This is a genomic window from Sinorhizobium fredii (assembly GCF_002944405.1).
GTDB classification, from domain to species: Bacteria; Pseudomonadota; Alphaproteobacteria; order Rhizobiales; family Rhizobiaceae; genus Sinorhizobium; species Sinorhizobium fredii_C.
In genome coordinates this window covers 1,604,568-1,618,294 of sequence record NZ_CP024310.1, presented here as the reverse complement: position 1 = coordinate 1,618,294, position 13,727 = coordinate 1,604,568, and the positions used below count along the sequence as shown (strand labels likewise).

Below are 13,727 nucleotides of genomic sequence, written 5' to 3'. Positions count from 1 at the left end.
CATGAACGACATCGTCCGCGACGACACTGCAAGGCCGCCGTCGCTGGTCGACGCACTCATACCCTGTATCGCGCTGGTGATCCTTCTATCGCTTTCCTTCTCCCTTTTTGGCGACGACGCATCCTCCGGTCCGAACCAGATCGCCTTGCTTTTCTGCGGTATCATCGCGGCGTGCGTCGCCTACAAGAACGGCCTGCCCTGGGCAGGCATTCGCCAAGCGGTTGTCGACGGCATCGCAGCCGGTTTGCCGGCGATCCTCATCCTTCTCGCCGTCGGGGCACTGATCGGCACCTGGGCGATGAGCGGCACGATCATCGCGATGATCTATTACGGGCTGAAGCTGCTGAGCCCGACGTACTTCTACGCGACCACCGCGCTTGTATGCGCTGCGGTCGCCTTCAGCATCGGCAGTTCTTGGACGGTGGCAGGGACGATCGGCATCGGGCTTATGGGTGTCGCCGCCAATATGGGCCTGTCGCCCGCGATCACGGCCGGAGCGGTCATATCGGGCGCCTATTTCGGCGACAAGGCCTCGCCACTGTCGGACACGGTGAATCTGGCGACCGCTACGGCGGGATCGGACATCTACAGTCACATCCGCGAGTCGCTCTGGACGTCGGTACCGACGCTGTCGGTTTGTCTGCTCATCTTCGGGCTCCTTGGGCAGCCGGCCGATTTCGATGCGACGCAAGCCTTGGCAAAGATCGACAGCAAGCTCAGCGTCTCGCTCTGGTCGTTCCTTCCCCTGTTGCTGGTCCTGCTGTTTTCCCTATTCCGCCTGCCACCTTTCGTGGCGATTTTCATCGGCGCTCTTGCGGGTGCAGTCCTAGCGGTTTTGCATGATCCCGAGCGCGTCGCAGTATTTGCCTCAGTGCCGGATCTGCCCTTCGGTCTCGCACTGCTCAAGGGTGCTTGGGCGGCGCCAGCCAACGGCTACGTCTCCGCGACGGGGGAGAAATCCATCGACCTCATCCTGACCCGTGGGGGCATGTCTAGCATGATGAACACGGTCTGGCTCATCGTCGCGGCCCTTGCTTTTGGCGCGGTGGTCGAGCATGCCGGTTTGCTGAAGCGGCTGATCGAGCCACTGGTGAGGCGGACCAAATCGGCCGCCGGCCTCATCTCGACGGTCGTCGGCACATCGATAATTTCGAACGTTGTCACGTCGGATCAATATATTTCCGTCGCATTGCCGGGCAGGTTGTTCGGGCCGTCATTCGCGAACCGCGGGATGGCACCTGTCATGCTCTCGCGAGTGGTGGGAGATTCGGCGACCGTGACATCGCCCCTTGTGCCGTGGAACAGTTGCGGCGCGTATATGGCAGCAGCTCTCGGAGTTCCGACTGCCGTCTATGCCGGGTTTTGCTTCTTCAACATTCTGAATCCTTTGGTCGCCATCGCATTTGGATTTCTCGGATGGCGAATGGTGCGGATGAGGGTGCCGGAGACGGGGCACACAAGCCCGGCTCCCGTTTGAGTAAGCATCGGGCGGAAATTCCATGGCTGCCAGAGGGCAAGACCGTGGGCCTGGTGCGAAGCATGGGACATTTTGTGCCTCGCGTGAGGCTGGCCTTTCTTGGTCTTGACTTGAAGTGGAGCAAAGCGATGACGGATCAGAAGGATCTCAATGCCGATAGAAGACCTCCAACCGCGGAAGAGCTTCGCAAACAGGTGCTCGAACGGGAAATGGAGGAAATGGACAGGGAAAGGAAGCTCAAGGCGATCGAGGAGCAGAAACACGCTGACTTCGCTGCCGACTTCTTGAAGAAACACGTGACGGAAGAAGAGATCGCCATGGTGCGCCGTCTCGTCGCCAATGCCGTCAAGGCAGGCAAGTTCGAGGCGATGGTCTACAGCTTTCCGTCCGAACTCTGCACCGACAGCGGTCGGGCGATCAACAGCGCCGATCCCGACTGGCCGCAAACTCTGCAGGGCAAGGCGAAGGAATTCTTCGAACGCTATCAGACCTTCGGCAAGCCGCAGGGCTACAAGTTGAAGGCGATGATCATCAACTTTCCTGGCGGCATGCCCGGTGACGTCGGGCTGTTTCTAAACTGGGCTCCGGACAAGGTCTGAGCCTCAACCTCAAAGTCCATTTGGCGCACGGCGGGTGTCAAAGACACCTGCCGTCTCTTGCTGCCAGCTGACGGGACGCGGTGTGCCCGTCTCGCCTCAGAACACGTTCGGCACGGTGCGGCGGATATGGTTGTCCGGGACGTAGTCGTCGGGCCGCTTCTGGCGCTTGCCGAGTTCAGGTTCGGCAAATTTCACCCGATCGTATGGAATAGAGGACAGGAAATGCGAGATGCAGTTGATGCGCGCGCGCTTCTTGTCGTTGGACGGCACGATCCACCAGGGCGCATAGTCCGTATCGGTCATGCGGATCATTTCGTCATAGGCGCGCGTATAGTCCCACCAACGGCGATAGGATTCGACATCCATCGGACTGAGCTTCCACTGGCGCAGCGGGTCGTCGATGCGCTGCCGGAAGCGGCGTTCCTGCTCCTCCTCGCTGACATCGAGAAAGTACTTGAGCAGGACGATGCCGCTTTCGATCATGGCGGCCTCGAAGCGTGGCGCGAGCTCGAGGAAGCGGCGCGCCTTTTCCTCCGAACAGAACCCCATGACGCGCTCGACGCCGGGCCTGTTGTACCAGGAGCGGTCGAAGATCACGACTTCGCCGGCCGCCGGCAGATGCTGGATATAGCGCTGCATGTAGATCTGCGTCTTCTCCCGGTCGGTGGGCGCCGGAAGTGCGGCGACGCGAAAGACCCGCGGGCTGACACGTTCGGTGATCCGTTTGATCACCCCGCCTTTACCCGCCGCGTCGCGTCCTTCGAAGACGACGACGATACGGGCTCCGGTCTTCTTCACCCAGGCCTGCAAATGGGCGATTTCCTCCTGCAATCTCGCGAGCTCCTTCGCATAGTCGCCGCTCGGCCTCGTCTCGACCGCAGGCGCCTCGGCGAGCCTCCTGTCCTTGTTCTTTTCCTTGCCTTTCTTTCCGTTTTTGCCATTCTTGACCATGTTGCTCCTCCCAGGCTGACCACAGCCTCTTAAATTCACCGGTCTGCCCTGCGGGCGCAGTAGAGGACAGCTCTACTGCGCGGCTGTTTCCGCACTGCTTTTCTCGAAGGCGTCAAGCGCGTCATCGAGGTCCTCGAAGATCATCCCGGGCCCGATCTTGGCGATCACGCCGGCACGTTCCAGAATCGCGCGGGCTTCGAAATGCAGCTCAGCGATCGCGAGTGCTATGCCGCGCCTGTCGAGATCGTCATAAAGCTCATCGAGCATGGCGGCTGCGGAACTGTCGATCTGGGCGATGGCGCTCGCGTCCATGACGAACCAGCTTGTGTCCGCGGGCAGCGTATCGATCACCGCGCGCAGGCGCGCCTGGACGTAATCGGTGTTGAAGAACAGCAGGCTGCCCTGGACCATGAAGAGCGTTAAACCTGGCACCGGTCGCGCCGCCGGGTTGCGGTGGAGCTTGTAGAAGCCGTCATGGCCGGCAAGCCGGCCGAGCAGGGCGTCGCGCGGGAACATGGTTTTCTGCAAAACGTAGACCAGCGTCGCGGCGATCGCCGTCACCACGCCCTCCAAAACGCCGAAGCTGATCGGTCCGGACAAGGCGATCAGCGCGAAGACGAATTCGATGCGGCTGATGCGCCAGATTTCTTTCAAGGCGGAAATATCGATCAGGCTGAGTGCGGTTGCCACCAGCACTGCACCGAGCGTCGGGATCGGCAGGATGCGCAGGACATCGCCGAAATAGAGGAGAACCGCCAGCAATGCTGCCGCCGCGACGATGCTCGCGATCTGCGACCGGCCGCCGACGCTGAAGTTCACTGCGGTGCGCGAGTCCGAAGCGGTGACGGGAAAGGTCCCGAAAAGCCCGGCGGCGATGTTCGCCGCACCGAAGCCCTCGAGCTCGCGATTGGGATCGACCAGGTAGCCGCCCTTGGCCCCGAAGCTGCGGGCAGCGATAATGCCGGAGCCGAAGCTCACCAGAAAGATGGCCCCGGCGCCGAGCAGGAGGGCCTGGAAAGGGAGGCCGGAAGCCGCCGGCAGCGTCAGCGACGGCAGCTCGCGCGGAATATCGCCGACCACCTTGATGCCCTGCCCCTCGAAATCGAACAGGGCCGATGCCAATACTGCGAGCGCGACAACCAGCACCGGTCCGGGAATGCGCGATCGCATGAGGCGTGCCGCCTGCAGCAGCGCGAAAGACACGGCGGCAAGCAGCAGCGACGGCCAATGGATCGATCCGGCCTTGCCGAGCAGTTCGAGGACCGGAGCGATGAGGCCGTCAGCTTCGATATCGACGCCGGTGACCCGGTCGATCTGGCCGATCAGGATCGAAAGCGAGATGCCGGCAAAAAAGCCGATCAGGATCGGGCGCGACAGGAACGTCGCAAGCACGCCGAGCCGCACGACCCGTGCGATCAGGCACAAGGCGCCAACGGCAAGCGCCAGCAACGCGGCGACAGTCACCCGATCCTCGGTCACGCCGGGCGTGGCGTAGACCGTGGTGAGCACCGCGGCCAGCACTGTCATGGTCGCCGCGTCCGGCCCGACGATCAGGCGCTGCGACGGGCCGAAGAGGGCGTAGGCGACGAGCGGCGTGATGCTTGCGTAAAGGCCGGTCTCCGGCGGCAGGCCGGCGATGGCCGGATAGGCGATGGCGCTCGGCAGGCCGACCGCTGCGATCGCCAATCCGGCCGAGAGGTCGCTGCGCAGCCAGTTCGCCTGATAGCCAGCAAGGTTGGCAATGAGTGGCAGGCGAGGGAGGGTGAGTTGCATCCCCGTCACCTCCGCATCAATGTCCCGTCAGGACCAGCGTCTGGACGGGCAAGAGCAGCGCCTGCAGGCGGAGGATGGCCGCGTGCACAAGCCCCACCGCGTCAACGATATGCAAATACAGCCAGCGCGTCGTGCTGATCCCCGGCGCATGCAATTCGTCGTGATTGCTGGTGTAGGCGTTCGCGATGCAGCTGCTGCCCGGCGGGATTCCGGCAAGCTGGCCCCGATAAAGCGGCTCCAGATAGGTGGTCAGGGTGCCGGGGCGCGCCAGCTGCTGTACGTCGACGAGCTGGTCCGTCGGCCGATACTGTCCGGCGGCGATGACGTCCTGAACCTCGGTGACCACCATCGGAATGATGGTGAACGGCTTGCCGACGCAGGTCGCCTCGGCGATCATCCCGGCTTTCATCACCTGCGCCTCGATCTGACCGAAGCCGGCGATTAGCCCAATGCGCCGGTCCTCCGGCACGAGGATACCGGCCGAGCGGATCATCGGATTGACGATGTCGCCGGGCCTGAGCGTAAATTGCTGCACGGTGCCGGCTACGCCGGCACGTACAGTCGTCTTGTCCAGTTCCACCTGAGCCTGGGCAAGTGCCGCTTCCGCGCTCGCCTTCTGCGCCGGCAGAAGCGAGGCGATCTTCGTCTCCAGCGTCTGCTTGTTCGAGACAGCGGCGGCAAGCCCGCCCTTGCGGCCATCCGCGGCGACCTGCAGCCGCTCGATTTCCCGCCTAGCAACAATATTGGGATTGCGCGTGTTCAGTTCGACCTGCGTCTCGAGTTCGTTTAGCGCCTGGAGATAGGCGCCCTCGGCTTGAGCGATCAGGCCATCGGCCGAGGCAAGTTCGCTCTGCGCCACGGTCATCTCGGCGTCGATTTCCGCAACGCGGCGGCGTGCGGTCTCGAGCGCTGCCTGCTGCTCCTTGTTGTCGAGGCGGAAGAGCGGCGCGCCGGACGCCACCTTCTCGTTGGTGCCGACAAACACCTCCGCCACGCGGCCGTTGGATTCGGGTAGGATCGTAACGGTGCGGAACACCGCGGTGACGTTGGTGGTCGAAGGATGGAAGTAAAAGATCATCGTGATCAGCGAGACGGTCAGGATCACGCAGGCGGTAATGCCGTAACGCAGCTCGAACCACATCGAGTAAAGATTGATCTCCCGGCCGATGCGCTTGCCCTGGACATAGCGGCGAAACAGGAAGTCCGGAAAGATGGTGAGCAGCGAACAGATCAGGAATTCGAGCATGGTTCAGCCCCTCCGCTCCGCCTTTTCGTCGGCCGTGGCTGGCTTGATTTCGAGCGGCACCCATTGCGGCGGCTCCGATGGCGGGTTGTTCGGTCGGGGTTCGATCGGCGCCGCCTCGGAATAGGGTTGGCTTGCCTCCGCCTCTTCCAGTTCCCCGTCGCGACGGGCAATCCTCGCCAGCGAACGGGCCATCGATCTGACCGGGGACGAGAAATCCGGGAACTCGATCATGGCGAGCAGCAGGGCCGCGATCCAGAAGAGATGATTGTGGGTGAAGAGCGCGATCAGGCCCAAGGCGCCGACGATCTGCAACTGCGCTTTGCTGGCACCATGCGCCATGTGCTCCGGAAGCGCGTGCAGGCGGAGGTACAGAATGCCGACAAGGAAGATCATCAGCAGGACGAAGACGGCCATCACGTTGAAGAGGACGTCGGTCTGCCCCGGCGCGGTGATGAAAGGCGGCAAATGGTCAGCCGCGGCCGGATGCAAAGATTCTTCCATCTATGCGCTCCTCCTGAAGAAAGGCCATGTATTCGGTTGCTGCGCGAAAGCGGTACGCTCGAATACGAATAGAGAAAGCTCGGGACGGATGGCCTTGATTATTCAAGCATAATGATACGCGAGATGTGCCCGCTGGGCATTGATCGCAGTCAATATTCCCCCGTGGCCAGCCTTCTCCATCAGCATCGATGCGGAGCCGGCTCTTCTCATTGCTATCTGTAAGAGCAGAGACTCGGATGGGGAACGTCGAATGGCGTATGCTACGGTATGTTACTGCCATGGCGCCCTAGTCGGCGTAGCATCTCCCGGAGTGCGTTGGAGCCGTGAGAAACGAAAATGGATGTCGATCCATCCCGAGTGAATCCGGTCAGCGACGACATGGTCGGACGATCATCCGTCGAGGCTAAGATCACGGAGATCGCCAGGATCGGCATCATCGGGCTGTTCGCCTATTGGTCCCTAACGTTGATCGCGCCGTTCGCGGTTATTCTCGTCTGGGCGGCGATCCTGTGCGTGGCACTGTATCCGGCCTACTCCGCCATTTCGGCCATGCTCGGTGACTGGCCGCGGCTGGCGGCGGGCCTGATCACGATGGTCTGTCTGGTCATCATCGTCGGTCCGCTCGCGGCCATTGCCCTCAGCTTTGCGGAAGGAGTCCAGGCGCTGCTCGCAAGGCTCGACGATGGTGCGTTGCAACTGCCAGTACCACCCGAGAGTGTCCGCAACTGGCCGCTCGTCGGCGAGCGCATCCATGCTGCCTGGAGCATGACGGCCGGCAACCTCGAAACCGTTTTGAGACAGTTCGAGCCGTCGCTGCTGCACGCGGGGAGCAAAGTTCTCGGTAAGATCGCCAGCCTGGGCGTGGACTTGCTCGGCTTCGTGATTTCAGTGCTTGTCGCCGGCCTTCTTTTCCGGTCCGGAGAGCGTCTTGCCGAAATGGCGGAGGGTTTCGCCAGCAGGATGGGTGGCGACAGGGGCATCGGCTTCGTGCGCCTGGCGGCGGCGACGATCCGCAACGTCGCCCGCGGCGTCATCGGCGTTGCGCTGCTACAGGCCTTTCTCTGCGCCTTGGTGCTGAGTCTGTTCGATGTTCCGGCACCCGGCGCAATAGCCTTCGTCGTCCTCATCCTCTGTATCGTTCAAATCGGGCCCGCACTGGTCTTGCTGCCGGTAATGACCTGGGCCTGGCTGGAGATGGATTTCGGCCGGGCCATCCTGCTCACACTCTTGCTGATGCCGCTTCTCATCATCGACAACGTCATGAAGCCGATCCTGGTGGCGCGCGGACTGTCGACCCCAACGCTTGTCATTCTACTCGGGGTGCTCGGTGGCACACTCTCTTACGGGCTGATCGGCCTCTTCCTTGGGCCGATCATTCTCAGTGTGTTCTACGACCTGGTGATGATGTGGATGCATCCGGATTCAGCGGCAGGAAAGCCTCTGCCCGAGTCTTCACGGCTTTCGTCAGTTACTCGGAACTGACACGCCGGCCTCGCGCAAGCCTTCGATGAAGTGCTGCTGGTCCTCCGGGCGACGAATCCGCAAGGCGACCTCCTTTCGGATATTGTCGAGGAAGCCCGGAACGTTTGCTTCGAGCCATTTTCGTTCTTCGTGTGCCTGGTCCGTCTTGCCGAGTTTCCCAAGAATTGCAAGCAAGATGACCCGATAAATCGGATTGGCACGAAGGTCGGCCAAGCGTGCCCAGCGCTCCGCGTCCGCGTAATCGCCCTCGATATAGGAGCAGACTGCCAGGGCTGCCTCGAAATATCCGACCGGGCCGGGATTTCTCGTGACTGTTTGCGACAGGTACGCGCAGCCGACCCGCCATTGGCCCGACAGGGCGAGCCGAAAACCGTACTCGCCGGCAAGCTCGGTGTCGTTGGGATTGATGGCAAAGGCGCGAGCTCCGACGGCCAGGGCAGCATCGAATTCGCCCCGGAAGTAGAGGGTGAGCATCTGCGCCTGCAGGGCGCGCACGTCCTGCGGATCGAGTTCCACGGCGCGCACCGCTGCCTCGATCGCCCGCTCCAGCGAGACCGGCGACGTCCGATCGAGACGATAGCGGAACCGGAGCTCGTCGATGTAGGTCATCGACAAAAGCGCCCAGGCCGTAGCGTAGTTGGGGAATTCCCGGGTCGCCAGCTCCAGGCATTCTTGAACCGAGGCATGCGTTTGCGGGTTCAGATCGCTGCGATAGCCGTAATAGGCGAGCGTGCATGCATAGGCTTTCCAGTCGTCCGGAACGAACTGGGTGAACTGCGTGGCGTTTGCCTGGAAGACGACGCCATATGGTTGTGCCACTGCGGTCGCCACAGCAGCGGCGGCTTTCTCCTGCAGGTCGATGATCTTATGCGTCTCGAGGCTTTCGTCGTAATTGTTGGCCCACACCACCGACGCGTCGGAACGCTTCATGAGTCTGATCCCCAGCCGCAGCCTGTCGCCATCGAGCCGGACCCGCCCCTCCAGCGCATAAGCTGGACCATCGGTCGCTTGTCGCAGGTGATCCGGATTATCACGAGTGACGACGACGATCTCCTTGAACCGGGCGATCTTGTCGACGACCTCGTCGGCGAGACCCCGCGTGATCATTGCCGATTGCGGCGTCGCGGAGAGATCCTCAAATGGCAGAACGACCAATGTCGGGATGTTCGGCCTGACACGGGCCGTATTCGAGCCATTTCCTGTAGTAGTGCCGGGTTGAAGCAGGGCATATGCCGCAAGACCGCCGAGGGCAAAGGCGATGGCTGCTATCCCGACCCGGATCCATGGCTGCCGGGAGGGCTCTATTGAAGAAATCGGTCCGGCAAACGCAGAAGAGCGAAGAGAGGTTTCGGTATGCGCGTCGACGTGCCTTTCGAATGTCGGCACATAGGCGCCCTTCGGTATCTTGATAACGATGGAATCGTCGCGGCCTGCGACCAGATAATAGCGTTCGAGCGCGCGCCGTATACGGCCAGCTTCGATGCGGACGGCCGGGTCCGTCTGAGCGTCGAAGGAGGAGTCTCGGCCAAAGACTTCGGTTGCTATCGAATAGGCCTTAATGCGGTCGGAACGGCCTGCAACCGTTTCCTCGACGACATAGGCAAGGAATTTTCGAGCGCGATCCGGTGCATCGAACTCGGCGCTGAGCCGAATTCGATCGAGCTGTGCACGAATTTCCGCGTCAGTGGGTAGAGCAGTACTCGGTTCGACCCGGACGCGACCGTGGCCCGCGATTACCATGTCCGCCCCCCCAAGTCGCTCACAACGTATGATTGTGTCGGCGGCGCTGTAAGCTCCTGTATTCTACGTCCTTACCCGGGCAAAGCGCAATATACTGAGAGGATAAATTAAAGTTGTATTTCATTTCGGACTCGAGGGGTGGAGCGAAATGATCAGGCGATCGGCGGAAGGCGACGACCAACACGGCCTGGCAGCGGCACTGCGCCGATTTCCGGCGCGCTCGCTGCAGATCAGGGAGTTGTCGATCCGTGACGAGAGCTTCAGAGGAATGTGCGAGGACTTCGCAGCTGCTGAAAGCGCGCTTGCTCACACCGATCAGCTTCCTTTCCATGTTCGTGAGGAACGCCGTGCGGAGTTCAAGAGCCTGGTAGAGAGCCTGGCGGCAGAGATCGAGCAAGCGCTCGGGCTGGCGAAGGGTCTCATCTAAGTTCCGGGTCGGCCCTTGGCCTCGATGTCAGAGCCGAAGCCGGGACAGTGTGTCCAGTGGTTCAGCGCTCGCGGAGCACAAGTAAGATTCGCCGTTCGCAGAGGTCGTCCTGCGCAGGGGCACATTGTTGGGAGTGGAACAATGCATAGTCCGGTATTGGCGCCGTCGGGGCGGCAAATAAGTGGCGTCGCCGTAAGGCTTCGTGATCAGGGCGAAGTGGAATCGCGGCCGCTAAGCAGTTTCCTGGACGGAGAGAGCATTTACTCTTCCGGGGAGACTGCCGGCCAAGCCTATCGGGTCGAATATGGGGCCGTCCGCGTGTACCGTGTACTTGCGAACGGCCGGCGACAGATTCTTGCATTCTATTTCGGGGGGAGCTGGTTTGGCCTGCAGAACGAGTGCCGGCACCGTTCCACCGCCGAAGCGATCGGCAGCACCGGTGTAAAGAGCATCAATCTCCAGAAAAATCCGCATGTTTGGCAGGGGCTTTTGCCCGCGGTGCTGGAGAATTTCCTATCTTCCCAGGAACACCAACTCGTCATCGGCCGCCAAAGTGCAGTCGAAAGGGTCGCCGCCTTCTTGCTCGAGATGTCGCAGCGTTCCGGTCCTTCGCATCGATTCGAATTGTTCATGCCGCGTGTCGACATCGCCGATTACCTCGGGTTGACGATCGAGACCGTTTCGCGTTCGCTTACAAAATTGAAGAACAAGGGCATTATTAAATTACACGGTGCCCGCGGCATCGAGATCGTGGAATATGGCATGCTTGAGCGCTTGTGCCTTTAGGTCCTGACGACTGCATGTGCCCTTAAATCGTACGCCATTTGAGGACACATCCAGCAATCCAAAGTGCTACAGCGTCTTTTGTGCGTCGGATAAGGCGCACGGCGCTGTAGGATTGTGCGCTACCGGCTGGTCTGGCGCAGGATCAGGTCGGGGCGGATCGTCACCCGGCCCGGCCGGTCGAGCTTGCCGTCGAGCACATCCAGGATCAGCTCAGCCGTCTTGGCGCCGATCTCGCTGGCAAAGGCGTTGATCGTGGTGAGGCTCGGCACGGAGATTGCGCCGATCTCGTAGTCACCGAATCCGCCGATTGCGACCTTGTCAGGCACGGCGATGCCGCGACGCTGGCATTCGGTGAGCGCCCCGAAGGCGGAAAGATCGGAGACGCAGATTACCGCCTCGGTATCCGGAAAGCGCTCGAGCAATTGCCCCATGGCGTTCGCGCCTTCGCGCATGGAGATCGGCGGCGGGCCGGCGGCAATCAGGCGCGGCGCCTCGAGCCCGTGATCCTTCATGGCAGCGATGAAGCCTGCGCGGCGATCGGTGCCACGCGTGTCTCGGTCGGCGTCGCCGCCGATAAAGGCGATCTTCCGATAGCCGACGCTGACGAAATGATCGACCATTTCGCGGACGGCAAGCGCGTTTGAGAAGCCGACGACATGGCCGATCGGTTCCTCGGGCAGGTCCCAGGTCTCGATCACCGGGATGCCGGCATTGGAGAGAAGCTTGCGGGCCCGCGGCGTATGCTTTCCGCCGGTCACCACGATCGCTTCGGGCTTGCGCCGCAGCAGCTGCTCGATCAGCCGCTCTTCCTCACTGACGTCGTAATTGGTGTAGCCGAGCAGGATCTGCAGGCCTCTTTCCGAGACCCCGTCGGAAAGCGCCCGCACCGTGTCGGCGAAGTTGGCGTTGTTGATCGACGGGATCGTCACCGCGATGAAATCGGTGCGCTGCGAACGCAGATTGGAAGCCGTGCTGTCGAACACATAGCCGAGCTCCTCCGCGGCGCGCAGCACCGCCTCGCGGGTCTCCTGGCTGACGGAACTGTCACGCTTGAAGGCGCGCGAAACGGTCATCGGCGAAACGCCGGTTCGCCGGGCCACGTCGGCCATCGTCGGGGGCTTGCGGATATTGTGCATCGACATCCATGTTATCGTTACCAATCCAACTACACCCGGATTTTCGACGGAATGCAAGCCTCTCGTGCATGCCATATTCTGTCGCATCACGCTCTAGGTTCAGGACCAATCAGTTTGGCATTAATTCGCCCGCAGCCGCCAGCTCGACAACGGCGCGTCAGGGGCAACTTTGCGCCGGAAGCGCGCCTTCAATAGGCGTTGTCGGTCGGCGCATCATCTGCTGCGGTGCGGCTCATTTGGGTGCGGCGATGCGAATGGGACGTGTTCCGACCGGAGCTCCGGTCGCGCGGTCTATCGTAATGGGATCGATCTCCGTGCCCGTCTCGGCGTCGAAGAAACGAGTCACGTCACCCCCGCCGCGGTGCTTGCGTCCCCAGGCGCCGATCGCAAACAGAACGGGCAAAAAGTCGCGGCCGGCTTCCGTCAGCACATATTCGTCCCGTGGCGGACGATCGGAATAGCGGCGTTTCTCCAACAGCCCCTCGTCGGTCAGTGCCGAAAGCCGCCCCGTTAGCATCGTCGGTGCGATGCCGAGGCTCTTGCGGAAGTCATCGAAGCGGGTCAGCCCGGCATGGGCATCGCGCATGATCAGCATGCTCCATGCATCCCCCACAAGCGCCAGGCTGCGAGCGATCAGACAAGGTTGGTCCGAAAAATTCTTCATGTCGATATCTTTTTAGTAGTGACTTGATACGAATTTGATAGTAACTGATCGCACATCGATCTTCCATGACAAAATGAAAGCGGACACCGATGAAGACAGAACGCGGCATCGCCCTGGTTACAGGTGCTTCCTCCGGCATCGGGCTGGTGACGGCACAGGCGCTGCGGCGCGATGGCTACCATGTCTTCGGGACCAGCCGAAAGCCGATGCCCGGTACCTCCGATGGCATTACGATGCTGGTTTGCGACGTGACCGACGATGCATCCGTAGAGCGGGTCGTCGACGAGGTTCTGAACCGCGCTGGGCGGATCGATCTTCTCGTCAACAATGCCGGGATTGGGCTACTTGGCGGTGCCGAGGAATCCACGACGACACAGGCGAAGGCCGTATTCGACGTGAATGTATTCGGGACCATGCGCATGACGAACGCGGTCTTGCCCCTGATGAGGCGGCAGCGCAGTGGCCGAATCGTCAATCTCAGTTCCATACTCGGCCTGATCCCCGCCCCCTATAACGCACTCTACGCATCGACTAAGCACGCCATCGAAGGCTATACGGAGTCTCTCGACCACGAAGTGCGAACGCAGGGAATCCGCGTCGTGCTGGTCGAGCCCGGCGTGACCCGCACGTCCTTCGAAGAGAACATCACGCGACCGGACCGGCCACTTGCCGTCTATGATAAGGCTCGCGCTGGCGCGGAGAGGCTGATGCGCGAGATCGTCGCGAAGGGCGATGAACCCGAGGTGGTAGCTAGAGCCGTCGTAAAGGCCGCTAATGCGGCATCGCCCAAACGACGCTACACCGCCGGAAAAGCGGCAGGACAGGTCCGCTTCATGCGCCGCTTCCTGCCCGAGTCCTTCGTCGACAAGAGCCTTCGGAAGTTCAACAGACTTCCCGATTGAGCTTTCAACTGCTGGCGCTGCCGGCTCACCTAAAGAAACGAAA

The 13,727-nt window shown here is 61.5% G+C and carries 13 protein-coding genes; 6 read left to right on the top strand and 7 right to left on the bottom strand.

All coding sequences use genetic code 11. The annotated features are described in order from the left end of the window. Position 1 precedes the first annotated feature (1 nt). Both NXT3_RS31165 and NXT3_RS31160 read left to right on the top strand, forming a co-directional pair. Complete coding sequence (locus NXT3_RS31165) at positions 2 to 1,477, top strand: Na+/H+ antiporter NhaC family protein (protein ID WP_104841341.1); 1,476 nt, start codon at positions 2 to 4, stop codon at positions 1,475 to 1,477. Positions 1,478 to 1,605: 128 nt separating this feature from the next. Continuing rightward, entirely contained in the window at positions 1,606 to 2,076 is a 471-nt protein-coding gene (locus tag NXT3_RS31160; RefSeq protein ID WP_037421167.1) for a hypothetical protein, read from the top strand. 96 nt (positions 2,077 to 2,172) lie between these two features. Here the strand turns inward: NXT3_RS31160 and ppk2 are convergent, their stop codons facing one another. The 4 genes from ppk2 to NXT3_RS31140 all read right to left on the bottom strand — a co-directional run bounded on the left by ppk2 (position 2,173) and on the right by NXT3_RS31140 (position 6,547). After that, entirely contained in the window at positions 2,173 to 3,027 is an 855-nt protein-coding gene (gene ppk2, locus NXT3_RS31155; RefSeq protein WP_037421164.1) for a polyphosphate kinase 2, read from the bottom strand. Between the two features lie 72 nt (positions 3,028 to 3,099). Next, positions 3,100 to 4,800, bottom strand: coding sequence for a SulP family inorganic anion transporter (locus tag NXT3_RS31150; protein ID WP_104841340.1), 1,701 nt, complete (start codon positions 4,798 to 4,800; stop codon positions 3,100 to 3,102). Between the two features lie 16 nt (positions 4,801 to 4,816). Then, on the bottom strand, positions 4,817 to 6,046 hold the full coding sequence (locus NXT3_RS31145; RefSeq protein ID WP_037421158.1) for an HlyD family secretion protein: 1,230 nt from the start codon (positions 6,044 to 6,046) through the stop codon (positions 4,817 to 4,819). Positions 6,047 to 6,049: 3 nt separating this feature from the next. Further along, complete coding sequence (locus NXT3_RS31140; RefSeq protein WP_037421155.1) at positions 6,050 to 6,547, bottom strand: hypothetical protein; 498 nt, start codon at positions 6,545 to 6,547, stop codon at positions 6,050 to 6,052. A gap of 336 nt (positions 6,548 to 6,883) precedes the next feature. On the opposite strand from NXT3_RS31140, the gene NXT3_RS31135 reads away from it, so the two are divergent. After that, a complete protein-coding gene (locus tag NXT3_RS31135; RefSeq protein ID WP_097539861.1) occupies positions 6,884 to 8,029 on the top strand; it encodes an AI-2E family transporter in 1,146 nt (381 codons plus the stop codon). Here NXT3_RS31135 and NXT3_RS31130 read toward each other — a convergent pair. After that, positions 8,012 to 9,769, bottom strand: a complete 1,758-nt coding sequence (locus NXT3_RS31130) for a hypothetical protein (RefSeq protein ID WP_104841339.1) — start codon at positions 9,767 to 9,769, stop codon at positions 8,012 to 8,014. The genes NXT3_RS31135 and NXT3_RS31130 overlap by 18 nt on opposite strands. 148 nt (positions 9,770 to 9,917) lie before the next feature. Between NXT3_RS31130 and NXT3_RS31125 the strand changes: the two genes are divergently transcribed. After that, complete coding sequence (locus tag NXT3_RS31125; RefSeq protein ID WP_097526901.1) at positions 9,918 to 10,196, top strand: hypothetical protein; 279 nt, start codon at positions 9,918 to 9,920, stop codon at positions 10,194 to 10,196. A gap of 141 nt (positions 10,197 to 10,337) precedes the next feature. Next, positions 10,338 to 10,982 carry a helix-turn-helix domain-containing protein gene (locus NXT3_RS31120; RefSeq protein WP_037421146.1) on the top strand — a complete coding sequence of 215 codons (645 nt, stop codon included), beginning with the start codon at positions 10,338 to 10,340 and terminating at the stop codon, positions 10,980 to 10,982. Positions 10,983 to 11,101: 119 nt separating this feature from the next. On the opposite strand, the gene NXT3_RS31115 is transcribed toward NXT3_RS31120, so the two are convergent. Then, positions 11,102 to 12,118: a LacI family DNA-binding transcriptional regulator gene (locus NXT3_RS31115; RefSeq protein ID WP_037421187.1), complete on the bottom strand. Its 1,017-nt coding sequence runs from the start codon at positions 12,116 to 12,118 to the stop codon at positions 11,102 to 11,104. Between the two features lie 232 nt (positions 12,119 to 12,350). Further along, positions 12,351 to 12,782 carry a winged helix-turn-helix transcriptional regulator gene (locus tag NXT3_RS31110; protein WP_037421143.1) on the bottom strand — a complete coding sequence of 144 codons (432 nt, stop codon included), beginning with the start codon at positions 12,780 to 12,782 and terminating at the stop codon, positions 12,351 to 12,353. 89 nt (positions 12,783 to 12,871) lie between these two features. On the opposite strand from NXT3_RS31110, the gene NXT3_RS31105 reads away from it, so the two are divergent. Further along, positions 12,872 to 13,684: an oxidoreductase gene (locus NXT3_RS31105; protein ID WP_097526900.1), complete on the top strand. Its 813-nt coding sequence runs from the start codon at positions 12,872 to 12,874 to the stop codon at positions 13,682 to 13,684. Positions 13,685 to 13,727 lie beyond the last annotated feature (43 nt).